At 37.2% G+C, this 25,326-nt stretch carries 23 protein-coding genes; 6 read left to right on the forward strand and 17 right to left on the reverse strand.

Going from position 1 to position 25,326, the window contains the following annotated elements:
* Positions 1–30: 30 nt before the first annotated feature.
* A complete protein-coding gene (locus H4J73_RS13220) occupies positions 31–810 on the forward strand; it encodes an outer membrane protein OmpK (RefSeq protein WP_182181452.1) in 780 nt (259 codons plus the stop codon).
* Between the two features lie 48 nt (positions 811–858).
* On the opposite strand, the gene H4J73_RS13225 is transcribed toward H4J73_RS13220, so the two are convergent.
* The 14 genes from H4J73_RS13225 to H4J73_RS13285 form a co-directional block, all read right to left on the reverse strand.
* Positions 859–1,713 (reverse strand): glucosaminidase domain-containing protein, encoded by an 855-nt coding sequence (locus tag H4J73_RS13225; protein ID WP_182181199.1) that lies wholly within the window; start codon positions 1,711–1,713, stop codon positions 859–861.
* 42 nt (positions 1,714–1,755) lie between these two features.
* Positions 1,756–2,544: a hypothetical protein gene (locus H4J73_RS13230; RefSeq protein WP_182181200.1), complete on the reverse strand. Its 789-nt coding sequence runs from the start codon at positions 2,542–2,544 to the stop codon at positions 1,756–1,758.
* 89 nt (positions 2,545–2,633) lie between these two features.
* A complete protein-coding gene (locus tag H4J73_RS13235; RefSeq protein ID WP_182181201.1) occupies positions 2,634–3,182 on the reverse strand; it encodes a DUF1415 domain-containing protein in 549 nt (182 codons plus the stop codon).
* Between the two features lie 34 nt (positions 3,183–3,216).
* Positions 3,217–4,998: an ABC transporter ATP-binding protein/permease gene (locus tag H4J73_RS13240; protein ID WP_182181202.1), complete on the reverse strand. Its 1,782-nt coding sequence runs from the start codon at positions 4,996–4,998 to the stop codon at positions 3,217–3,219.
* Positions 4,999–5,335: 337 nt separating this feature from the next.
* Positions 5,336–6,829 (reverse strand): methyl-accepting chemotaxis protein, encoded by a 1,494-nt coding sequence (locus H4J73_RS13245; RefSeq protein WP_182181203.1) that lies wholly within the window; start codon positions 6,827–6,829, stop codon positions 5,336–5,338.
* A gap of 62 nt (positions 6,830–6,891) precedes the next feature.
* Positions 6,892–7,053, reverse strand: a complete 162-nt coding sequence (locus H4J73_RS20585; RefSeq protein WP_259366704.1) for a hypothetical protein — start codon at positions 7,051–7,053, stop codon at positions 6,892–6,894.
* A 23-nt stretch (positions 7,054–7,076) separates the two neighbouring features.
* Positions 7,077–7,298, reverse strand: coding sequence for a hypothetical protein (locus H4J73_RS20590; protein ID WP_259366703.1), 222 nt, complete (start codon positions 7,296–7,298; stop codon positions 7,077–7,079).
* Between the two features lie 449 nt (positions 7,299–7,747).
* Positions 7,748–8,482 carry an ABC transporter substrate-binding protein gene (locus H4J73_RS13255; protein WP_182181204.1) on the reverse strand — a complete coding sequence of 245 codons (735 nt, stop codon included), beginning with the start codon at positions 8,480–8,482 and terminating at the stop codon, positions 7,748–7,750.
* Between the two features lie 64 nt (positions 8,483–8,546).
* Positions 8,547–9,092: a TorF family putative porin gene (locus H4J73_RS13260; RefSeq protein ID WP_259366708.1), complete on the reverse strand. Its 546-nt coding sequence runs from the start codon at positions 9,090–9,092 to the stop codon at positions 8,547–8,549.
* A gap of 459 nt (positions 9,093–9,551) precedes the next feature.
* The gene (locus tag H4J73_RS13265) at positions 9,552–10,892 is read right to left on the reverse strand and encodes a HAMP domain-containing sensor histidine kinase (protein WP_182181205.1); all 1,341 of its coding nucleotides are present in this window, start codon (positions 10,890–10,892) and stop codon (positions 9,552–9,554) included.
* A 47-nt stretch (positions 10,893–10,939) separates the two neighbouring features.
* Positions 10,940–11,608 carry a response regulator transcription factor gene (locus H4J73_RS13270; RefSeq protein ID WP_182181206.1) on the reverse strand — a complete coding sequence of 223 codons (669 nt, stop codon included), beginning with the start codon at positions 11,606–11,608 and terminating at the stop codon, positions 10,940–10,942.
* Positions 11,605–14,661, reverse strand: coding sequence for an efflux RND transporter permease subunit (locus H4J73_RS13275; protein WP_182181209.1), 3,057 nt, complete (start codon positions 14,659–14,661; stop codon positions 11,605–11,607). The genes H4J73_RS13270 and H4J73_RS13275 overlap by 4 nt, the downstream gene beginning before the upstream one ends.
* A 38-nt stretch (positions 14,662–14,699) precedes the next feature.
* Positions 14,700–15,803: an efflux RND transporter periplasmic adaptor subunit gene (locus H4J73_RS13280; RefSeq protein WP_182181210.1), complete on the reverse strand. Its 1,104-nt coding sequence runs from the start codon at positions 15,801–15,803 to the stop codon at positions 14,700–14,702.
* Positions 15,804–15,868: 65 nt separating this feature from the next.
* A complete protein-coding gene (locus H4J73_RS13285) occupies positions 15,869–16,450 on the reverse strand; it encodes a TetR/AcrR family transcriptional regulator (RefSeq protein ID WP_182181211.1) in 582 nt (193 codons plus the stop codon).
* Positions 16,451–16,595: 145 nt separating this feature from the next.
* Between H4J73_RS13285 and H4J73_RS13290 the strand changes: the two genes are divergently transcribed.
* Positions 16,596–17,654: an alkene reductase gene (locus tag H4J73_RS13290; protein WP_182181212.1), complete on the forward strand. Its 1,059-nt coding sequence runs from the start codon at positions 16,596–16,598 to the stop codon at positions 17,652–17,654.
* A 54-nt stretch (positions 17,655–17,708) separates the two neighbouring features.
* Here the strand turns inward: H4J73_RS13290 and H4J73_RS13295 are convergent, their stop codons facing one another.
* The gene (locus tag H4J73_RS13295) at positions 17,709–18,002 is read right to left on the reverse strand and encodes a hypothetical protein (RefSeq protein ID WP_182181213.1); all 294 of its coding nucleotides are present in this window, start codon (positions 18,000–18,002) and stop codon (positions 17,709–17,711) included.
* Positions 18,003–18,089: 87 nt separating this feature from the next.
* On the opposite strand from H4J73_RS13295, the gene H4J73_RS13300 reads away from it, so the two are divergent.
* The gene (locus tag H4J73_RS13300; protein WP_182223424.1) at positions 18,090–18,848 is read left to right on the forward strand and encodes an ElyC/SanA/YdcF family protein; all 759 of its coding nucleotides are present in this window, start codon (positions 18,090–18,092) and stop codon (positions 18,846–18,848) included.
* Between the two features lie 175 nt (positions 18,849–19,023).
* Here H4J73_RS13300 and H4J73_RS13305 read toward each other — a convergent pair whose 3' ends face one another.
* Positions 19,024–19,785 (reverse strand): Nif3-like dinuclear metal center hexameric protein, encoded by a 762-nt coding sequence (locus tag H4J73_RS13305; RefSeq protein ID WP_220460091.1) that lies wholly within the window; start codon positions 19,783–19,785, stop codon positions 19,024–19,026.
* Between the two features lie 30 nt (positions 19,786–19,815).
* Positions 19,816–20,562, reverse strand: coding sequence for a class I SAM-dependent methyltransferase (locus H4J73_RS13310; RefSeq protein WP_182223425.1), 747 nt, complete (start codon positions 20,560–20,562; stop codon positions 19,816–19,818).
* A gap of 73 nt (positions 20,563–20,635) precedes the next feature.
* On the opposite strand from H4J73_RS13310, the gene gloB reads away from it, so the two are divergent.
* From gloB to asnB, 3 genes are all read left to right on the forward strand, one after another.
* Entirely contained in the window at positions 20,636–21,466 is an 831-nt protein-coding gene (gene gloB / locus H4J73_RS13315) for a hydroxyacylglutathione hydrolase (protein ID WP_182181216.1), read from the forward strand.
* Positions 21,467–21,660: 194 nt separating this feature from the next.
* Positions 21,661–23,277 (forward strand): LysM peptidoglycan-binding domain-containing protein, encoded by a 1,617-nt coding sequence (locus H4J73_RS13320; RefSeq protein ID WP_182223438.1) that lies wholly within the window; start codon positions 21,661–21,663, stop codon positions 23,275–23,277.
* 210 nt (positions 23,278–23,487) lie between these two features.
* Positions 23,488–25,152, forward strand: a complete 1,665-nt coding sequence (asnB, locus tag H4J73_RS13325) for an asparagine synthase B (RefSeq protein ID WP_182181217.1) — start codon at positions 23,488–23,490, stop codon at positions 25,150–25,152.
* The last annotated feature ends 174 nt before the right edge of the window (positions 25,153–25,326 follow it).

Here is a 25,326-nt window from a genome sequence, read left to right on the forward strand (position 1 = left end):
TTTATTTGCATAATCATAAGGTCAATTATTATGAATAATTTGTTACAGACATATTTAAAAAATTTGGCCATTATGAATATCTTGTCGTTACTAGCATTTTCATCTTCAGCCCAAACGTTATGGAGTGACAACAGCATGAGCTATTTGAAGAATACCAGTGATTTTGAACTCCTTGGTAATGATAATGTTAATGTCATGACTTTTGAGCATGTATCAGGTCATAACTGGGGTGATACCTTCTTCTTTGTTGATAGAACTACAGCGAGCAGTGATGCAAAAAATGGTAAATTCAACTCAACCTATGGCGAATTGTCACCGCGATTAAGTATGAGTTATTTAACCAATAAAGAAGTAACCTTCGCAGCTATTAAAGATTTATATGTAGCAAGTACTTGGGAGCATAACACCAGTAATGATAATGGAGTGGGTTTTGTTTTCAATAATTACTTACTTGGCCTAGGTGCTGCTTGGGATATAAGTGGCTTTGCCTTTGTAAATACAAACTTATACCATGCTAGCAATGATAAGACTGATAATGATATTCAACTCACGCTCTCTTGGGGTTATCCGTTTAGTGTTGGTGAACAAAATTTTATGTTGGATGGTTTTGTTGATTGGTCGTCAGCGGTTGATGACCATAGTGCAGATTTTCACTTTAACCCGCAGTTGAAATGGGATTTAAGCCATAACTTCTCCAAGAGAAAAGTTATGGAGCTGGGTATCGAATATTCCTACTGGCATAATAAATATGGCATTAACGGATTAGATAATCAAAGCGTTGTTAGCTTATTAGTTAAGCTTCATTTATAAAAATGCTAACATTAATAATTTTACTAGCGAGTTTATCACTGAAAGCTACTAAATAGTTTTTAGCTTTGCCCGTATGTTGTCAAAATAGGTTTTATTATGACGGATCATTTCAGTAATTTCTAACACGTAGTCAGTACCACGAATTGAATAACGCATTAAACCAGTCGCTAATATTTGCGGAGACAACGGCTGCTTTTGTGCACGCAATTGTCCGCGGATTGTGCGAAAAACACCATAAGCATGGTGGGTATTAATATTATGTAAGTAACGTTGCACACCATGTTCGACACTATTAAATGCGGCTACTTCATGTTTAGCGCCGTTGTCTCTGCCACTTGGCACCATGCCACAACCTTTCTGATAGCACCACATGCCGAAAAAATTCAAACCGATCCGAGCAAATCGAGATGTTCCCCAAGCAGATTCATTAGCGGCTTGTACTAACGCTAATTCAATAGGCACCACATCAATACGTAACCGTAATTCATTAAGCTGTTGTAATGGTGAATTTTTCTCACTAACTTTATACTTTTTTATTAACCGGTTAAGTAACGCTTGTTGCTCTTCTATAAGGTTTTCTTCTAGAAAAAGCACTTCAATCATAGTCAAAACTTCAAGCCTTAAGGCAAGTAAATTTCTATTCTCTTTTACAATTGCGGGGTAAATATATTGAAAAAATTGACGCTTTTTAGCTTTTACATCACGAATAGAAGCAAAGTTAGGTAGGTTAACGTCATGAAGGGGTTGCTCAACTATTTTTTCTTTGGCCATAACCACGGGTACAACTTTATTAACAATCAACGGTGGAGGGGCAAGTGTCGGTTTGAGAAATGTAAAAGGAGCAACAAGTCCAATAACTAATGCACTGATTAACAAAGTTTTTAAAATAGTTTGAATTTTCATAGTGTCCTTTTTACTGACAATCATATTTATGTCTGTAGAGAGTTAAGCTGAAAATGTGTCACTTGTTTGGCTCGCCGGTACATCAACTGCTTGCAGCTGCATTCCAAAAATCTCACGGTATAAAATACCTTTAACATTATAAAATAGTGGTGCTAAAAAAGTTAATGCAATTAAGAAAAACATAACACCAATCACTGAAAATTGAGTGTTAGCAATAATCACTAGCGGTAATATTGATAAAAATAAAGCTAAAAACAAAGAGGTATAAATGGCGAGTAACTTAAACCATTGAAAACGGGTAACTTGTAAACTCAAAATGATCGCCTTTATTGGAGATAGTTTCTTCTCTACGACTAAAGGTAAGGTGAGTGATAAAGCAACGGCTAAATAAATACCGGGTAAGTAAAATAAACTCATTCCTAACGTTACTAATACTGACGTTAGCAACGCACAAACAGCAACCCAACTTCCTCTTTTTAAAAAAGCAAAGATCAATTTACTGTTGGTCTTTAAGCCAACGGCATGGAAAACCCCCATCATTTCTACCCCCACTAAAAAAGGATAGATGATCATAGTGACCACGATATTTAATAATGTGGTCGACTGTGGATCTTGAATAACCTGCTCAATTCCTCCCATCGCATTACTGATCAAAAGTGACACAATAACACCTAACACAAGGGTGAAAAACAAACCTAAATTAATAGCAATACGAGATTGAAGTGTTAACTGCCAAGCTTCTTTTAAGACTGAAGAAACATCGATGGTATATTCACCTTTTAGTGATTTTTCTATACTACCACCCATTTGTACTACTTTTTTTTCATTCACAAAAATAACTACCTTTTTTAAATTTTCAACATGATAACAAGTTGGTTTATATTGGAAACAGCATAAATTATCTACAAAAAATAATAATACTATGAGTGAGATTTAGCAATGCGCTGTAAAATAGTTTGAAAGTAATGAGCGCCCTTTTTTTCGGCCAAAACAATATTATTATTAGGTATATTTCCTGGATTTTTATAAACAGACAACACTTTTTCCATGCTCGCTTCTCGAATTAAATGAATGGTTGGTAATGGCGAGCGATTAGTATAATTAGAAGCTGCATTGAATGGTTCACCTTCAAAATAATAATCAGGATGGAAACTAGCGAGTTGAAAGACCCCCTCATAGCCTAATGCTATTAATAGATCGTTCGCATGGTCGAGTAAATCTAAATAGTTTTCAAAGCCTTTAAAGCCTTCATTAAAGATCAATAATGTTGTTTCAACAGTAGGTTCGTGCACCAATTTTTCAAATTGCTTGGTTAACTCTTCTAACGCTAAGGTTATTTTTCTAGCCTCACAAAGTTGATAATGAATAGTGTTATTCACAAACTCTTTTTTCGCAAAAGGGCAAAAATTTAAACCAATAATAATTTCTTCTAGCCACTGCTGGGTTTGTAAAACATCAGCAGTACTCATTTTTTATCAATCATTTTTAACTCACAAATTTTCATTACGCGTTGTTTTGTTGTAATTGCCACATATTAGCATAATGACCTTGCTTGCTTAGCAGCGTTTGATGATCACCTTGTTCAATTATTTCCCCTTTGTGCAAAACAATAATGTTGTCTGCATCTACAATCGTAGATAATCGGTGGGCAATCACTAGACTGGTGTGATCCTTAGCAACGTCTTTAATTGCTTTTAAAATAGCTTGTTCAGAATGACTATCAAGCGAGGACGTTGCTTCATCAAACACTAAAATGGCTGGATTTTTCAAGATAGTTCGAGCAATAGCAACCCGTTGTTTTTCGCCTCCTGATAGCTTTAAACCACGCTCGCCGACAACGCTATCAAACCCGCTGGGTAATGAACTAATAAATTCACTGAGGTGTGACAACCTCGCAGCTTCCTCGACTTCCGCGTGACTCGCATTCACATTCCCATATTTAACATTTTCAAATAAACTTTCATTAAACAACACGGTATCTTGTGGCACAATCCCAATATTTTTTCTGAGTGAATGCTGAGTTATATCAATTACAGCTTCACCGTCTATTTTAATTTGGCCTTGTTGACAGTCATAAAAACGGAAAAGTAGTTTAACCAAGGTTGATTTTCCAGAGCCACTTTCTCCAACAACAGCCACTTTTTGACCCGCTTTAACCTCAAATGAAACATTTTTTAGAATAGGTCTTGTCTTATCATAAAAAAAGCTAACATTATCAAATATAATCGCACCATCAATTAACGTCAATTCTTTCGCATTTTTACTATCAACAACTTTAGGGACTTTTTGTAATAACGTAAACATTTGTTCGATATTTGCTAAAGAGCCTTTTATTTCTCGATAGACAAAACCTAAAAAGTTCAAGGGTATAAACAATTGCATCATAAAAGCGTTAACCAATACAAAGTCCCCTAAAGTCATTTGTTGATGGGTCACTTGGTAAGCGGCTAATGCTAACATTGCGGTCATTGCTAACGACACAATAATGGCCTGACCACCATTTAATGCAAACAACGATAAACGGTTTTGCATCTTGGCTTTTTCCCAGTCGGCTAATTGACTGTCGTAGGCATTTGATTCATAAGATTCGTTGGTAAAATATTTGACTGTTTCATAGTTTAACAAACTGTCTATTGCGCGTGTGTTGCTTGATGAATCAGCTTTATTTGCCGCTCGAATATATCGAGTTCGCCATTCAGTTGCATAGATAGAGTAAGCGATGTAACACGTAATAGAGAGACCGGTGATCAACGCAAACCAAATGCCATAATTCACCCATAATATAGTAATAACCATCACAATTTCGAGTAAGGTTGGCACAATATTAAAGACCATAAAACGCATTAAGAAGTTAACCCCAGACGTGCCACGGTCAATATCACGCGAGAGTCCACCTGTTTGGCGGTTCAAATGAAAATCTAGGTCAAGTTGATGTAAATGTTCAAAAACTTTCAAACCTATACGGCGGATCGCTCGTTCAGTAACGCGACCAAATAAGGTGTCGCGTATTTCTGCAAGTAGCACGATAGTTAAACGCACCAAACCATAAGCGGCGACTAAAGCAAAAGGCACAATGAAAATATTATTTTCTTGTTGAGCATCAAGCCCGTCAACAATATCTTTTAATATAAAAGGAAGATAAACACTCGCAAGTTTAGTTAACACCAAACAAAACAACGCAAAACCTATACGCACTTTAAATTCAAGTAGGTAAGGAATAAGTGACTTTAGCACTCGCCAATTAATAGTAGCATTTTCAGGTGACGGGTACGAAGATCTGCGCATTAAGGAATATTACTCTGGTAGGAATTAGGCAGACTTTAACGGCTTTAATCACTTAAAGCAATTAAGAAAAGCAGCCTATAGCGAACACAACATCTTTTGGGTGCTTAATTCAAAAAACTGTGCCACACCATAGCGGCTATAAACTGAGTATATTAAGCTCGGCACTTCCTCAAAGCCTATAAAACGACTTTAATTATTGAGTTTTTTATCGTCTCTAAGAGTGAATGAAAACATCAGGGTTATTAAAGTCCACTCCCTTCAAATACATGATTAAAATCTATCAGTAATAGAATTACATACCTATAAATTTACGTTCCTAAAAATTTAATGCCTTACATTAAGCTTTAAATTGTTGTGTTAATTTATTGAGCTCATCTGAAGAACTTTGCATAAGTTGAGAATTTTTCGTCATCGCATTTAATTGTTCTAAACTGCTGTGACCTGCGCTAACAATTCTATTAACGTTGCTGCTTAACTCTTCTGCGACAGTACTTTGTTCTTCAACCGCAGAAGCTATTTGCGTCGCCATTTCAGTAATTTGTTCTGTAGAATTTAAAATGCTACTAATAGACTCTCCCGAACTGAGTGCATTTTCAACCGACGCCTTACTTTTAGTCTGGCTATCTTCCATAACATGAACAGCTGATTTAGCTCCTGATTGTAAACGTTCAATGGTCTGCTGAATTTGTGCGGTGCTTTCTTGAGTTCGACTGGCCAAAGCCCTAACTTCATCTGCTACCACAGCAAAACCGCGTCCTTGCTCTCCAGCACGAGCCGCTTCAATGGCAGCATTTAACGCCAATAAGTTTGTTTGTTCGGCAATTCCGCGAATGACATCTAAGACTGAAACAATACCTTTAACATCATCCTCAAGGGCACCAACCACCTTGGTCGCTTCATTAAGGTGATCAGATAAGCCATTTATCGACTCAATAGACTCTTTAATAATAGCGGATACGGCTCGTGCATCTTGATTTGCTTGCTCTGCTGAGCCTGCAGTTAACTGAACATTATTAGCAATTTCTTTTGCCGATGCAGACATTTCAGTGATGGCGGTAGCCACCTGATCCGTTTCAGACTGCTGGTTTTCTAAATGCCCACGACTGGCCTCAGAAGCTTGATAGACATTTTCTGACACCTCTGAAGTCTGCTTTACCGACAATTGAATAGATTGAACAAGCAATTGAATTTTATCTACAAAGACGTTGAATGACTCTGCAACAAGGCCTATTTCATCTTTACGTTTAACGCATAATCGCTGCGTTAGGTCGCCTTCTCCACGCGCAATATTCTCTAAAGCATTAGCAACTTCACTTAAAGGCTGCGTCACTAATTTCGCAAATAAAAAATAGATCGCTGAAATTAAAAATACGTCAAGCAAGACTCCTTTAACAATGATGCGAGAAGCTAAAGATGACAACTCGATATCTATTGAAGAACTGTCAATAAATAAAGTAACATTACCAACACTGGTACTTTGACCGTCTTCAAGATGTTGTAATTTAAAAGTGATTGCTTCGTTTGTTTTCTTTCCTTTTGATTGAGATATTGTTTTTTTAGCTTCATTGGTTATTTCTATTAATGCGATATCTTCTGATTGTTGCTCAGAGTTTAATATACCCTTCATTTGATCTTCTTCATAATTCCAAACTGCAGAAGGCAAATTAAGTTTTAATCGAGATTCGACCAAAGAAAGTTGATTTATTTGCTTATTTTTCAGTAGATTACTTTGTGCCATATAATCATACACGCCAAAAGAAATGACGAGTATGGTGACAATAATCAATGCTGAAAAAATAAGTTTAAATGAAATAGATTTAGTAACATTCATATAATTTTTATACCTCTTTAGTGTCAGTCTTGTAGGCCATATTTATCTAGAATATCTTTAATCTACCCAGATTTTCTAAGTCTTTCTGTACCTTTCTCGATTAATTCAATGTACATTTTACTACTCGGTTTTACTGGTGAACAAGCAATGTAAATCGGTGCTTTCTTAGCGTTAGTCCCTGCGCTTTTTAGTGCATCATTAAAACCAAGTTCTTCTAATTTCACATGCGCTACTGAAACCGATTAAGCTACAATATCAATTCGATTATTGACGAGTTTTTTAAAGTTTTGTTCCAAAGCATCGGTTCCTGAAACATCTTTAAAAACATCTGGTCGACTTTTATTAACGCATCAAGCTCTTCGCCATAGGCATAACCACTAATAACACCTACTTTCTGAGTTAATAGCGAATTAAAACCCATGAACTGCCAAGTTAATGCATTATTAGCATTATATACCGTACCATCCATTCCCCCGTTCTAGGAAAGAAAAATAAAATCGGGAGCATCTTCAGGATACGTTCCAATAACGCAGTTAAACTTACCTTCACACACTGAGTTTATCGCCCTTTCCAACGGCATTACCTTGTAATCAACAGTATGACCTGCTGTTGTAAACATTGCTGTAGCCATATCAATCATATAACCTTGCTTCTCACTACTAGGGTCCCATTCATAGGAAACCAGTCGTTCGCACGAATAGTAGCTGTCGCTGCAGATGCGAGCAGCGACATGATAATAGTAAGTAAACCAATAACCCGTTCCATCGTATTAATCTTGTATAGTATATAGCTGGGTGAATTAAACACATCTACTTTTAATTAACAGTTATCATATTTATTAATAACAAAGTGCATAAATACAGCGATCTATTGAGTTAGCCTGAATAACTATTCTTTATGTATAATTGACATAAGGTCCTATTTATTCAAATATTTTTTCATCACCGCCGTAATATCAATCTTCTTTAACCCTTCATTATAGATAGCTAACCATTGCTGACCTTCGGTACTCTTTTTAAAGGCAACAAACAATTCTTTTTCTGTCAACAACTTAGCATTCATCTGTACTTGTTCTTGCGCCTTTTCTAAGTCTTTGCTATTCGCTAGTAAGTAACTAAAAACATTGGTATCGATAACCGCAGCATCAATTCGACCACCCGCAACTTTACGAATATTGGTTTCATCAGAGGTAGCGGTTTGCGCTTTTATTTCGCCACTAGCAATTAATGCATCAACTTCAGCCGTATTCACATAGTCTTGCACTACGCCAATTTTGTATTGCGTTAAATCTTTAACCGCAGACCATACTATGGGTTTTTTCTTGTTTTCAATTAATCCTAAAGGGCCTTTCCCCATAGGATTAGAAAATGAAAACTCATTTGACTCATAGTAATACTCAGGAAAGTAACCTGCATATTTTGAGTCTGGTTGCGATGCATGTTTTACAGCACGGCTCCAAGGGAAAAAATCAACCTTCAACTCATGTCCCATGGCCTTAAACGCAGCCTTAGCTACAGCAACTGAAGCGCCTTGTTCATTTAAAGTCTTTCCTGAATATGGTGGCCAAGTTAACGAGGTTAGATGGACGGTATCGCTAAACGCGGGTGCACTAAAAGATAAAATCAAAATAGTTTTTATTAATTTATGAAACATGAAAACTCCTAAAATTGAAAGGTACGGGCAACAGTAAGCAGTAAAGTAGTGTCGCCATAAGTGTCTAAATCAGTTCCGTGAATGCCCAAAGAAAAATCGAAACCATTCGTGCTAAAATGACTGGTGACTTGCCAGGGGTATAACTGTCACTACCGGGCTCCCATTGCCATTTGTCATCATCTAAGCTGGTCGATCTATCAATACCCACTAATAAAGTTAACTCATCATTAATGGTAAAAGTATGATTTAACATAACAATGTAATGACCTGCCCCTGTTCCAAAGTAATCCCAAGCATACCAAAAGTTTAAATCGGTAGCGCCAAAATTCCATTTAGTATATATCTCAGTATAGTTACCGTCAGAGCTATAGCTTGCGCCGTTATAAGTATATTGAGCAACGCCAACATCAAGATTAACGATATCATTTACCGCCGTGTAATAACCAAGATAAACATCTGCTTCAATATTCGTATCATCACCAAAATCAACATTTGACGCCCAACCACCCGCACCTGACCAATCAAGACTTCCTTGAAGTGCTGGTCCCTCATCTGTTTGGCTAACACCATTAAAAAGATAATCGCTTGCTACTGTAACCGTTGATACCAGTCAGCGAACGCAGATGAAGACATGGTAAGTAAAGTTGTTACCAATATTAAATGTTTTTACATTAAGTTAGTCCAATAAAAAATATCTATAAAATTATAGACACTGATCACTTAATAACAATATTTTACTGAACTTATTTAATAGGTGAGCTAACTCAACTCATTGATGGTGAAGAACTTGTCTATAGGTTACTAAAATAAACGTTAGCTGATGGTCGCTGAAGGACGGTTGTAGAACAATAAAGACAGCAGGTGAGTCATTTAAGTCGTATGGTATTTGGTACTTGCTGTATTAATTCTGCTTTCTAACTGTTTCCATTGATAATAATTAGTCGATATAGCTGTTATTGTCTAATCATCAGCTCCGTAATGAATAGGGTGTGAGAAATGTGTGTTACTTTCCCCTAAAGCCCATTTATCTACTACGCCAAGATATTAACCCATCTCGATAAAGATAAAGTTAGGTAAACTCAATAGGGGTTTGAAAATCAACGATCGCTTTACGGCCTCCACTTACATCATTATTTTGGTATGACCAATGCATTTTATTGACGATTTTATCAACTAACCTTAAACCTAAACCATAACCGTAATCAGCACCACTGTGATCAAAGTCACCTTCACTTATATTAATATTTTCAACGGTAACGAGGCCTTGGCTACATTGAATAATAACTTCGCCTTCTGCTGTATATTGAAATGCATTGCGAATTAGGTTGTTGAGGATCAAACGACAAGGTGTTTCAAGTACCTTAATATGAGTAGCTGTTAATTTAAGTGTTATTTCAACTTTTTTACTTTGTAATAAGTACGCATTATCTTCAACCAAGTTTTTGATCATCAAATTTAAATCTATTTCGACTAAAGCTAATGTTTGTTGATTGCTTTGCTCTATGGAGTGTTCTTGGCTGAGCCATAATAGTGTTTCTGTGGTGTGTTGCATATTAAGTGCTGCCCTACTGATACGGGCTAAAGACTCTTCACCTTTGTCTTTATTATTTTCGCTAGAGAATATTCGGGTTAATAATTCACTGTTACTTTTCACAACCGCTATCGGGGTTCGTAACTCATGACTTGCATGGCGTAAAAAATCTTGTTCTTTATCAAGCATAGCACTGAGCCTTAATAGCGCTTTTTGCTGTTGAACAGCGATCGCTGTTAATTCATAAAATTCAAAATTTGGCGTATCTTGTTCAACATTTTCAAGGGTTAAACTTTCAACCCAATCACCAATACGGTAAAAGGGTTTTAACGTTCGTTTAAGTAATAACTGGACAGAGAAATGCATCACTAACAGGAATATTAATGCGATTGGCCACGTTAGCTGGAACATTTTACTGATTCCCATTTGGCTTAAGGCATCATATTGTTTAATATTTATTTTTCGTACTAAATAAAAAATTTTACCATCAAATAATGGCTGTGCAATAACAAAAATAGCCTGCTCTGGCCATGAAATAAAAGTGTCTTCACTGAATAGTCGAATGTTATCCATCGCCATTTTTTTTACATGTTCAAAGGCAGCAAAGTGCTCTCGTATTTCGATGGGAAGATTTTTCCAACCTAAGAAACCTTGAAAGTGAATGGTATTAGGCAGTGGATGGTCGATATTTTTTTGATATTGACGTGCAAAATCATTACTTTCTAAATGAAGATCCTGAAAGTTAGCTTCATCAAGCCCATGAATAAAATAAAAGTTAATCACTAAGGTGTAACTAAGCACGATAATTAAGGCAATCATGCTTTGTACTTTTAAAACGTATCGACGAAGGGTTTGTGGTTTTTTCTTAGTTTTACTCATATCAATTATTAACTATAAAGTAGCTATTATAATGTTCATTAATCTCATCATGCACGAAAAACAAAACCTTGTCCCGCCACCGTATGAATAAGCTTAATTTCATTGATGGTATCGACTTGTTGTCTCAATTTAAATAAATGGACTTTCAAACTGTCACTGTCTGGTAGCTCATGTCCCCAAACAGATTGTAATAGTTGTTTTTTTGAAACAACCTCAGGCGATTTTCGCATCAGTACTTCAAGGATTTTCCAACCTGTTGGTGACAATTGTAAGGTACGTTGTTGCCGTTTTAATGTTTTAGCGCCAAAATCAGCGTCAAGACCGAACAGTGATAATAGGTTCGTTTGACCACTGCGGCGATTTGCTAACACATGAATACGGGCAATAAGTTCTCTCATTTCAAAGGGTTTAACTAAATAATCATCTGAACCTACCGCAAAGCCAGCCAGTTTATCATCTAATGTATCTCGAGCAGTCAACATCAAAATAGGTGTGTTGTTGCCCTGCTCTCGCATTTTTCTGCAAACCGTTAAGCCATCCATGCGCGGCATATTAACATCGAGGATCATGACATCAAAATGATGAGTGTTTATAAGCTGTAGTCCCGCAATTCCGTTAGCTGCGTGATCACAGGTTATACCTTCTAATTCAAGATAATCAATAACGGTTGTCGCTAAGTCTAAGTCATCTTCAACGAGTAAGACATGCACTATCATCGACTGATCTTAAAGAAACTGGCATACAATACAGGCACAACGGCTAAGGTTAAAATCGTGCCAACACCTAAGCCAAAGGCTAATACTGTAGCCATACCGTAAAACATTGACATTGAGTCCATCAACAACGGTAACAAGCCCATAATCGTGGTTACTGTCGTCATCGTTATAGGTCGCAAGCGTGTTAAACATGCATTAACAATCGCTTGGTAGTCATTTTTACCTTCTTTGCGTTCTATTTCTATTCGGTCAATTAAGACAATCGCATTGTTAATAATAATACCTGCCAAGCTATAGATACCTAACGTCACCATAAAGCCAAAAGGTGCGCTCATCACCAATAAACCAACAACGGTACCAATGAGTGACAAAGGGATGGTCAGGACGATAATTGAAGCGCGGCGAAACGAATTAAATTGCATGACCAATAACACTAACACCAAACCAATAACCATCGGCATACTAGCACCAAGAGCTTGTTGTGCTTCTTTTGACTGCACAATAACACCGTCATATTCAATTAAATGATTGACCGGTAAATCGCCTTTTAATGCTTCGATATCAGCATCAATAATCACTTTTAAATCTTCAGCGGTCATTTCAGTATTACTGGCTTCAATCGTGATGGTCGTAAACATGTTTTCACGTTGAATTTTTGCATACTGATTAACAGGTATAAAATCAGCCACTTGAAATAAAGGTACTGATAATCCTGATTGGTTTGAGAATATTGAAACAGTTCTAAGCCTATCTAAATTGAAACGTTCTTCTTCTTCTGCTCGAAACACCACAGGAATAATATCATCGCCATCGCGATACTCGGTAACATTAGCACCACTAAAATAACCTTGTAATGCCGTGGCTACATCAGAAGAGGTCACACCTGCACGACGTGCTCGATGTTGATCAATTTTAACCTGCATTTTAACAATACGGTTTTCCCAATCAGTACGCACATTTTTAGTGTAAGGAACCGCTTGTAATACCGCCATAATTTCTTTAGCTTTTTCATATAAAATGTCTTTATCAGGACCTTTTACTTGAATACTAATAGAACTAGAATCAGAAGGGCCCGCAAACATCCGCTTAACACGGCCTGAAACATTGGGGAAAGTTTCAATAATACCGTTATGAAGTTTATTCACAAAAGTATTTAATTGCGTGCCATCTTTAACATTAATAACAACGAAGCCTTTGTTATTTGCTGGATCTTCGGGGTTCAGTGTTAAGACAAAACGTGGACCATTAAAACCAGAATAACCAGAATAGTTAGTAATTTCAGGAAAATACGTTTTATCGTCCAACCAAGTAAACACATCGTGCATTTGACGATTCGTTTCTCTCGCTGATGTACCGTTAGGTAAATCTATGTACATCATTACTTGAGTGCGGTCAGAGTCAGGAAAGAACTGCTTTTTTAACAAGCCAAAGCCACTAAGAGATACGATTAACGTGATCACCATCATTGCCATAAAAATCGCTTTATGGGCTAAAACCCAATGCAGGAATTTTTCATATACTTGATAAAATTTTGTTGAATTTTCTGTTGGTTTATCTACCGCTTTATCGCCATTATTTTCAACTTTAATAAAGAAGTAACAGAATGTAGGTGTTACGCACAAGGCTAAAACCCAGCTAGTCATTAAAGTAATTAATATAACAAGCGATACCGAGCGGGTAAATTCACCTGCAACATGTTCAGCGAGCATTAACGGTAAGAAGAATAAAATGGTCGTCACTGATGAGCTGAGTAAAGGCATCGCAAGCTCTTTCCCCCCTTGGCACATAGCGTCAAAGCGGTCTATGCCCTGCTCGATTCTTCGTTTAAAGTCTTCAGCGATGACAATACCGTTATCAACCAGTAAACCCAGCGCAATAATAAGTGTCGCTAGGCTCATTTTCTCTAATGTCATACCGGTAAATTGCATAATTGCTAAAGTCGTTAACATTACAAAAGGGACAATCGAGCCAACAATTAAACCGGTGCGCAATCCTAAGAAGTAGATAACAACTAATAAAACAATGACTAATGTTTGTATTACATTGATTGATACCCCTTGGATAGATTTTTGAACTTGATCGGCCTGATACGTTGCAATATTGATTTTGTAACCTATGGGTAAAGTATTTTCAATTTGCGAAACCATGTTTTTAACTCTTGGCGCATATTCCAATAAATTATATTTTTGCAGCATGGAAACCCCAAACATAATAGCGGGTTCGCCATTAAAGTAGGCAGGTTTATCTGGCGGATCAATAAAGCCTCGGCGCAGGCTAACAATATCTTTTAGCGCGATGGTATCATCAGTCCCAGTGATCCTAATATGAGTGTTACCTATTTCTTCCAGTGAAGAAAAATTACCCGTTGGCTCGACCACTATGGAACGTAAACCCGTATCAATTTGGCCACCGGGGCTAATAATATTTTGATTTTGCAGTTCGCTGATAATACTGCGCGGTGAAATACCCAGCTGAGCAAGTTTAGCTGTTTTTACTTCAAGGTATATTCGTTCAGCTTGAACGCCAATAATATCAACTTTTTTAGTCCCAGAAACACTGTATAAATTGTCACGAATATGTTTAGAAATATCGTACATTTCACCTAAATTAAAACCGTCAGCAGTTAAGGCTAAAGTGACCACGGAAACATCACCAAACGAATCATTAACAAAAGGTGGACGAGTACCCTCGGGTAAATTCATCTGCGCTTGTTTAACTTTATTACGTAAGTCTTGCCAAATGTTATCTAGATTAAAATAGCGATCGTAAATTTCGACGTGGATCACTGATTGGCCAGTCATTGAGGTCGATGTAAGTTTTTCAACTTCAGGAATTTTTCTGATTTCTTTTTCAATGGCACGCGTAATTAATTGTTCAACACGTTCAGGTGCCATCCCTGGGTAAGAAGTTGTCACAATCGCTTTGCGAATGGTAATGGTTGGATTTTCTTGTGCGGGTAAAGTCAAATAGGCAAAAACACCATTGATGAGTAATAATGCCAGCACCATTAAAATGGATTTTCGATAAGTAAAAGCAATTTTAGTTAAATTCATAATTGGTCTCTAAAGTCTTTAGTCATCAGATGACATTATTAATTAAAACGCTTTACATGTTTATCAAGCAATTGAACCGATTGACCATCACGCAGAAAAGAAACACCGGCAATAGCAATAATTTCTCCAGAAGCTAAACCGGCAGAAACCAATACTTCATTATTTAAAATACTTTCGGTTTGTACCATACGTTTATGCAATTTTTGCTGTTCAACGTTATAAACAAAAACATACGATTTTTGCCCTTCATCTGCCGCTAGCGCTGATATGGGTAAATGGAAAGCTTTACCCTGATAACCTGTACGACCAATACCTTGAAAGGTAAAATCGACTTCTGCCGTCATACCTGCTCGTAAATTTTTAAGTTCGGTATTGATGAGGATCGTCACCGGAAAAGCATTCGCGGTTGCTGCGCGCGAACTGATTTCAGCGATAGTGCCCTTACTATTTAAGGTAGGAAAAGCGGGATAATGAATATCAATTTCATTGCCTTTAGATAAATCTCTGATCATCGTTTCAGGCACCATCACTTGCACCTCTAAACCATCGTCACCTTCAATTTGAAAAATGGCTTGGCCCGGAGAAATTTGCATTGATGGCTCGCTGAGACGTTTCGTTATTTTACCGTTGTAAGGTGCCGTTAATATTGAATCGCTTAAGTCTTTTTTAGCAATATCAAGCTGTGTCTTGCTAATATTTACCGCGCTGGTCGCTGATTCAAATGCTGCTTTGGCATTATCAAAACCTGACTTTGACACTAAACCTTTCGATGATAGTTCTGCATAGCGTTTATATTCATTTTCAGCTTCAGACAATGCGGCATAACTTTTTTGTAAGTTAGCTTGTGCAGATTGACGACTCAGATTAAAGTTTCGCTGGTCTAAGCGAGCAAGCGCATCACCGCGTTTGACTTCATCGCCAAGTTTAACTTTTATCCATTGTATTTTTCCACCCACTTCAAAACTTAGATTAGCTTCTTCTACGGGGTAAATAGTCCCCGATAAACGGCGTACTTGGTCAAAAGAAGACTGCTGAACTTCTTGCCAAGCAATAGGACGAATAGCCTCTTTAAAAGGTTGTTCTTCTTTATCACAACCTGAAAGTACAGTGATAACAGAAAAAGCTAATAAAAATAAACGCATACGAAACTCCATGAAAAAATTTTCAATTATATTTACATTATAACGGCTTTACAGTTAACGACAGGTTAATAACGAATGCTGTTAAATAATTGTTCTGCTAAGGCTTGCAAAGTGTCTTGATCAGGATTGGATTGCGCAAAAGTACGTAGGCCATAAATACCCATGACTAAAAAACGGGCTAGATGTTCGCTATTTTTATCTAATGATAATTCTTTAGCTGTTTGTGCTTGCTTGAATTTATCTGTTAACGCTTGTTGCCATTGAGATACATTTTCAGCAATGACCGCTTGTACCTCTTTATCTTCTTCTGTTGACTCGTAAAGTGTTTTGATAAATAAACAGCCTTTAGCTGGATCTCCACTCACACATTCACTGACCATATGGTCTAAATATTTTTTTAATTGTGACAGAATCGTATCATCGGTTAAGAAAAAATGTGAGAATTCCACATTACGATCGGCTTTATATTGCGCGATAGCCGCTAAAAGTAAGCCGCGTTTATTTTCAAATGCACAATAAATTGAGCCTGGGTGTAAACCTGTCGCTTTTTTCAAGTCGGGCATACTGGTTCTGCTATAGCCTTTTTCCATGAATAAGCTCATCGAAGATCTCAGTACTTTTTCTCGGTCAAACTCAGCATTTCTCATGATTAAAACTTAACATCTGTATTTAAGGTATCGACATGATACTTAATTTTGAACGATCATTCAAAAAAATACTTGAATGATCGTTCAAATAGCGCTATCTTGAACGGATATTCAAGAAAGAAAAAACACATTAAAAGAGAGAACAATGACCAATAATTTATTCCAACCTTATTCATTAAATAGCACAATCACTTTAAATAATCGTATTTTAATGGCGCCATTAACTCGCTGTATGGCTGATGACAACCTAGTACCCACGGTAGCAATGGCTGAATATTATGGTCGTAGAGTAGAAGCTGGGTTGATAATTTCTGAAGCAACAATTATTCGCCCTGATGGGCAAGGTAACCCAAATACACCAGGATTATTTACACAAGAGCAAATTAATGCGTGGAAATTTGTTACTAAGACGGTTCATAATAAAGGCGGTAAAATATTTGCCCAACTTTGGCATACAGGCCGTGTTGCTCATCCTCATTTTTTCAAAGACAACAACAATGGATCTCTTGATGTTTTAGCTCCTTCGTCGGTCGGTGTTGAAGGTACAGTACCGAGAATGCGTGACTTGAACTACCAAGTACCCAAAGCGGTTACTCATCAAGATATCGAACAATTAATCGCTGATTACGTTCAAGCCGCAAAAAATGCTATTAAAGCCGGTTTTGACGGTGTCGAAATTCATGGTGCAAATGGCTATTTAATTGACCAATTCCTTCATCATGACAGCAACCGCCGCACTGATGAATATGGCATGACACCTGAAAACATGTCACGTTTTCCATTAGCGGTTGTTGACGCCGTTATTGACAGCATCGGTAAAGATAGAACCGCATTAAGAATAAGCCCGGGCGCCTATTTTTTCATGTCTGAAGATGCAAGAGACCGTCATGTTTTTGATTATTTCCTCAAAGAACTTGAGCACCGTAACCTTGCTTTTTTACATTTGGGCATCTTTGATGATTCAATGAAATTTGATTATTTAGATGGTCAAGCGTCAAGTTATATTCGCGCTAACTACAGTCAAACCTTAGTGGGTGTAGGAAGTTATACGCCTGAATCTGCAAGTAGCGCAATTGCTGCTAACAAATTTGACCTTATTGCTATTGGGCGCCCTTTTATTGCGAACCCTGACTATGTCGCTAGAGTCCGTGAAAATAAGAAGTTAGTTGAATACAATGCCGATATGTTAACAAGTTTACTATAATAGTAATGAGGTGGAGCATAGATTGCTTCGCCTCACGCCTCTTTAAGCGATTAATTAAATAGCCAAAAAATATCCATAGTAAAGTCTCTCCCCCACCAATGACTCTAATTCACGACTACTAGGAAATGTAGACCATTTTTGTGCGTTTTCTGCAACCGCTTCTTCATTTAACCAAACCAACTGCCAAGATATTTCTTCATCATTATCCGTTTTAACAAGAATATTATGTGATACCAAAATATTCCTCTCATTATTCATTTCTTCAAACAGTCGTTGACTAAGTTCAATGACTCGCTTTTGATTTGCTTTGATCACTGAAAATACGGCAAATTCATAACAATGTGGCATTTAAATTCAACTTTATGTTTTAAGTAATATTAATGATGATTATAATCTTGAATAACATTGAAAATATATAATGAACTAAGAATAATTATGGATCTATTTTTACTTAAAAAGATTGTCAGCGCCTTGATCATGCCATTAAGTATGGTCATCCTATTACTCTTGCTGGCAATTATTTTTTATCATTATAAAAAGAAACTCAGTTTTTACTGCCTAATATTCGCAACGCTGTTGTTAACGTTAGGATCATTTCGTCCGTTTGCTAATTTATTAATGGCCCCTATTGAAGAAAACCACCGTGCTTTTACCCGTTCAAGCGTGCCAGTAGATTACATTATTATATTAGGGTGCGCGCACACCACAGATGCTCAATTACCAGCGACCAGTGAATTAGCCATTTGTTCATTGCAACGCCTTGTAGAGGCTATACGTATTTCACGTATTCATCCAGAAGCTCAATTAATTACTTCTGGCTATGCCGGTTATGACGAAACGAGTAATGCTGAGAAAGTTAAACAAGCAGCAATGCTATTAGGGGTGGCAGAGAAAAAGATAATTGTCGAAGGTTTTCCACAAGATACAGAAGAAGAAGCACAATTAATGTCCCCTAGAGTCAGTGGGAAGAATGTTGTCTTAGTGACTAATTCAGACCATATGCCACGCGCTATAAAATACTTTCAACAACAAGGTATCTATCCAATCGCCGCACCAGCAGGAAAATGGACCAAAGGCATGGATGATGAAAAATATTGGACAGATTATTTACCAACACCTATGCACCTCGAACAAACAACTCATGCTTGGTATGAAAGCTTGGGTCGTGCGATTCAATGGTTAAAGAGCGAGTAATTGGTGGTGTTACCGTCATGCGAAACTCATTTCAATATCCGGTTTTTACATTCTAAAGTGCAAGATCCTGAAATAACTTCAGTATAACGAGAAATGTATTTGAGATAACGACCAGGGAGCTAATAATGATGGTCAGTTATGTGTCACTTTTCATTCACATAACTGACCATATTGATTAAGCAGGGTTATCAATATCTATAAAAACAGTGGCAATAGATAATTCTTTTTCAAGATGCTTGGCCAATGCTTTTGCGCCGTAACGCTCAGTAGCATGATGACCTGCAGCAAAGAAATGAATATCCATTTCTCTCGCAACATGTGTTGTTTGCTCTGAAACTTCGCCACTAATAAAAGCGTCTATGCCTTGCTCTGCAGCGAGCTCAATATAGTTTTGACCACCGCCACTACACCAAGCAACTGTCTTTATTTTTTTATCTGATGGTGGCGCAATATGTAGACAGTTTCTCGCGAGTTGCTCAGAAATACGTGTACTAAGCTCATTACCAGAAATATGATGAGAAAACTCACCACGCACAGCGACACTTAACGGATTGCCCTGTTCTAACGGCTGCACATTATTTATTTCAAACAATTGAGCAAGTTGCGCGTTATTGCCTAACTCAGGATGAATATCTAGCGGTAAATGATAAGCAAACAAGCTAATATTATGAGCTATTAATGCTTTTATCCGTTGATACTTCATCCCGCGAATAACATAAGATTCATTTTTCCAAAAAAATCCATGATGTACGACTAGAGCATCCGCTTTCTCATCAATAGCTTGCTCTATTAACGCTTGTGTTGCCGTTACACCTGTTACTATTTTATGGATTTCATCACTGCCCTGTATTTGCAAACCATTAGGACAAAAATCTTTAATTTGTTCAGGTTTTAGCAAGGCATTAAGATGCCTTTCTAAATCATTACGATGGATCATATCGGCACTCTCTTTTTAAAGGCTTAGCTGTTATTTAATTTTATGTGAAGAATTCATACTCGGTACTTCTACCTGTTTGAACTTTGGTCTTATTGCCCATTTAGGCTTAATCGGTGTTAATGGATGAACTCGCTTTTTGGCCACTAACACGTAAACAGAACCCAAATTTGGTAAAAATTCACTGGCAAGTTGTTGCCAAACTTGAATAATTTTACCTTGGCTTAACCTACCCGATAAAGAAGAATGTATTACTTTTTCATCAACTAATATTTCATAGCCCATTAAATGCAGCCAATCTTTTACGCGCATAGCAGAAAAAAAACGTTCATTCCACGGGGTGTTATGCTTGCGATAGGGAATAAATTTATTTAGACCCGCTAAACTAAACGGATTAAAACCGGTGATCACAAGATAGCCATTGGGGATCAAAACACGGTTTGCTTCTCTGACAACATGATGAGGGTCAAGTGAAAACTCTAATACATGGCTTAACAAGCAGACATCGATACTATGTTCTAAAAACGGTAAATCATCGACATGAGCAATAATATCCCCCACTCGTTTTGGTTCTACCAAATTAACTTGATGCTTGATACTACAGCCTGAACTGTCAATATATCCACTAAGCGCTCCAATTTTTAATAAATGATAACCAAAAAATTTTGGCCACCATGGCGCCAATACTTGATCTATTGCTTTAACAATGATCTCACCGTTAGGCAAGGCTTGCCAAGAATTAGGATAATGAGGTTGGCGATAACCCAAAGCTGGTTTCATAAGTTTTACATACGCCTTTTCGGTTCATTTACAGGTATACTATTTACTTTACCTTTATTGAGGACGATTTAACGTGCAAAGTCAAACACTAAAGCCAATTTTGGTTACAGCCATTCCCGCTTTTACTGACAATTATTTTTGGGCAATAACTTCGCCCGATGTAAAGCCTGTCCATGAAAGCATGCTAAAGCCTGTTGCACTGGTTGATCCCGGCGATGCTGAACCTTGTATTACTTTTTTAGAAGAGAATAATTTACAGCTTTGCGCTATCTTAATTACCCATCATCATGCTGATCATACCGGTGGTGTCGCTGAACTAAAAGATTATTGCCTAAGTAAAGGCTGGCCATTAACCGTTTATGCGCCTGAAAATAAAAAAATAGCACATGCTGATATTCGGGTAAAAGGCAAACAAGTTATTGAGATTACCGCACTTGAATTGTCGTTTGAGATAGTTGATCTTGCGGGGCATACGCTAGATCATATTGGTTACTATACAAGTGATGTTGTTTTTTGTGGCGACACCTTATTTTCTGGAGGCTGTGGGCGCATATTTGAAGGGTCACCACAACAAATGTTGAGTGCCTTAACACGCTTAACTGACTTACCTGATAAAACACATGTTTATTGCGCTCATGAATACACCTTAGCCAATTTAACATTCGCCCTTGCGGTAGAGCCGCAAAATGCCGAATTGGTTCACTACTATAACCAAGTGGTAACACGCAGAGCAAATAATATTTCAACCATACCTACCTCAATTTTACTTGAGAAAAAGATCAATCCTTTTTTACGTTGTCACCAGCAAGAAATTATCAATAGTGCCTTTGACTTCAGTGGCAAAAAACCAACAGATACAGTAGAAACTTTTACCATTATTAGGCAGTGGAAAAATGAATTTTAACGCATTATTTTCAAGCCTTTCATTGATGTCACCCTTGAATAAGGACGCTAAATAAGTGAAACTAACCTCAAGTACAATAATACAGTAAATACATGAACTATTTTTTAAAAAAATCAAAAGAATTACTTTCTAAACAGCATTGTTTTTCAAAAGCTTTACCGCTTTCACTCTCTATTTCAGCCACTATTATATTAATGGGTTGTCAAGCGACCTCCCTACAAAGTAATAACGGAGTCAATGCAACAAATACGCAAGAACAGCAAATAGCCAGTACGGCTGAAATTAATCAAGCGATATTAACGGATGAAACCATTGATATTATTCATCCTGTCGCTGATGTTGAATTTACTTTAACCGATCCTGAAATAGTCGATGATATTTACGTTTCTGATAATATTTGGCAACGTATTCGCACTAAGTTTACCTTCGATATTCCAGAAGACAAACGGGTAATATCTCAGCGCAACTGGTTTGTAAAACATCCTGAATATCTTGACCGTGTTGCTAAGCGTTCAGAGCCTTTTATTTTTTATATTGTTCAAGAGCTTGAAAAAAATGATATTCCATTAGAAATAGCACTTTTACCCATTGTTGAAAGTGCTTTTGACCCCTTTGCTTACTCTCATGGCCGTGCTTCAGGTATGTGGCAATTTGTCCCAGGCACTGGTAAACGTTTTGATATGAAGCAAAACTGGTGGTATGACGGACGCCGCGATGTTATTGCATCAACCCAAGGAGCGATTAAATATTTAAAATATTTAAATAAATTTTTTGATGGCGACTGGTTGTTAGCGCTCGCCGCTTATAATTCTGGTGAAGGCCGTGTAAAGCGTGCGATGAAAAAAAATGCGCGTAAAAATTTACCTACCGACTTTTGGTCTTTAGATTTGCCCCGAGAAACCAGAGCCTACGTTCCAAAGTTACTTGCCCTGGCTGATGTTATAAGTCGCCCCGACGACTTTAATATCAAGCTTTATGAAATTGAAAATAAGAGTCAAATCACTAACATTAATATAGAGTCACAGCTTGATTTAGCAAAAGCGGCTAAATTAGCCGATTTGTCATTGGCTGAATTACAACGATTGAACCCTGGTTTTAATCGTTGGGCTACTGATCCAGATGGTCCACATCGTTTATTAATTCCCAACCATAAAGTGGCTAACTTTGAGAAAAAACTTGCCGAACTACCAAAAAAAGATCGCTTAGCATGGCAGCGTTATAAAATTAAAAATGGTGATAATTTAGGTGAAATTGCTCATAAATTTAATACTGACATCAAATTAATTAAACAAATTAATAATATCAAAGGAACACAAATTCGTGCCGGCAAGCACTTATTAATTCCTGTTGCTACACAATCACTTGATAGTTACGTATTTTCGCAAAAGCAACGATTGGCAACGACCAAGAATCGTCAACGTAGCGGAGAGAAATCGTCTCATATCGTTAAATCTGGTGATACCTTATGGGATATTGGGCAAGCATATAATGTGAGTAGTCGCAGTATTGCCAAATGGAACGGCATGGCACCACGTGATGTTTTAAAGCTGGGACAAAAACTTGTTATATGGCAAAAAACTAAGGTGACCAAGTCGAATTTGGCAAACGAGAAATTGTATCGACCTGCAGATCAAGCGATTATGCGTAACATCAGATATAAGGTAAGACGTGGCGATTCTCTTGCACGTATTGCTGATAAGTTCAATGTCTCGATTCGTGACATTGAACGCTGGAACAGCTTAAACCGTACAAAGTATTTACAACCTGGCCAAATGATAAAGCTCTCGGTTGATGTGACCAATAATATTTAAGGGATAGCACAATATATACCAAACGCTATTGGGTTTACTCACTAGCGTTTTTTTATGATAAAAAATTAGACATATAACCTTTTATAAGTTGTTAAGAACAAATAGCACTTGATAAATTTTTTATAACTGGCACAGTGGCTCTTACCTATAAGCTATTTAATTTATAGGTCACCCCACAATTTGTTAATAATTTAAAGGAGTAGCGCTTCAATGTGTTCGATCTTTGGTATATTAGATATAAAAACAGGTGCAGATGCACTTCGTCCAAAAGCTTTAGAATTTTCTCGTTTATTACGTCACCGTGGTCCTGATTGGTCAGGCATCTATAGTAGTGATCATGCTGTTTTAGTGCATGAACGCTTGTCCATTGTTGATACTGAGCATGGTGCTCAACCCTTATATAACGAAAATAAGAAAAACATTCTCGCCGTAAACGGTGAAATTTATAACCATAAAACCCTCGCATCAAATCTGACCATTGATTACCAATTTCAAACGGGCTCTGATTGTGAAGTTATTTTGCCACTCTATGAAGAATTTGGCGTTGATTTTGTTGACAAACTACAAGGGATGTTTGCTTTTTGTTTATATAATGAAACTGACAATTCTTACTTAATTGCCCGCGACCATATGGGTATCATCCCGCTTTACACGGGTTACGATGAAGTCGGTAACTTTTATGTTGCCTCTGAAATGAAAGCGTTAATGCCTATTTGTAAAACAGTCAGTGAGTTTCCTCCTGGGCATATTTTAGACAGCCGTGTTGGTGAGTTACAACAATATTATAAACGTAACTGGCAAAAATATTCTGCCATTAAAGATAATACCACCAGCAAAACAAAAATTCGTGAAGCATTAGAAGAGTCGGTTAAGAGTCACTTAATGACCGATGTGCCCTACGGTGTTTTATTGTCAGGAGGTTTAGATTCGTCGTTAATTTCAGCGATCACACAAAAATTTGCGGCTCGTCGTATTGAAGATAACGATTTAGCTGAAGCTTGGTGGCCAAAAGTTCATTCATTTGCCTGTGGTCTTGAAGGCTCTCCTGACTTAATTGCTGCGAAAACGGTAGCAGATAGTATTGGTACTATTCATCACAGTGTTGTTTTCACTGAACAAGAAGGCATTGATGCCCTTCAAGAAGTTATATATCACTTAGAAACCTATGATGTAACCACTATTCGAGCGTCGACGCCTATGTATTTAATGGCGCGAAAAATTAAAGCTATGGGTATAAAAATGGTGCTGTCTGGTGAAGGTGCTGATGAACTTTTTGGTGGTTATTTATATTTCCATAAAGCGCCAAACGCCCAAGAATTTCATGAAGAGCTTAACCGTAAGCTCGACAGATTGCACAAGTTTGATTGTTTACGTGCCAATAAATCAATGTCAGCTTGGGGCATTGAGGCCCGTGTACCATTTTTAGACAAAAACTTTATGGATGTTGCTATGCGCATCAACCCTGAAGACAAAATGTGTGGCAATGGTAAAATGGAAAAAGCTATCTTACGTGAGTCTTTTGAAGGTTATTTACCGAAAGAGATTTTGTGGCGTCAAAAAGAGCAGTTTTCTGATGGCGTAGGTTATTCATGGATTGACGGTTTAAAAGCACATGTGGAATCTCAGGTTACCGATCAACAGCTTGAAACAGCTAATTTTAAATTCCCAGTAAATACACCAGACAGCAAAGAAGCTTATTTCTACCGTGCTATCTTTGAAGATAACTTTCCACTTTCTTCGGCAGCCGATTGTGTTATTGGCGGTAAATCAGTCGCTTGTAGTACACAAGAAGCATTAGCTTGGGATGAAAGCTTTCAAAATAATACTGACCCATCAGGCCGTGCTGTATTGAGTGTTCATAACGAAAGTTACTAACGGTGATAGTTAAATAAAGATAAAACCGATAAGCCTACTTATCGGTTTTTTATGTTCAGGATGAACGGTATGTCATGGTGTCATGGATGACGATGGCAAAGGTTCCTCAATCAAATAAAAATAATCATATTAATTTGAATAAATCAAAAAATAATTGTGTAGAATAACCGATAA

Origin of the sequence: Colwellia sp. MB3u-41 (assembly GCF_014076845.1) — a bacterium.
Taxonomy (GTDB): domain Bacteria; phylum Pseudomonadota; class Gammaproteobacteria; order Enterobacterales; family Alteromonadaceae; genus Colwellia_A.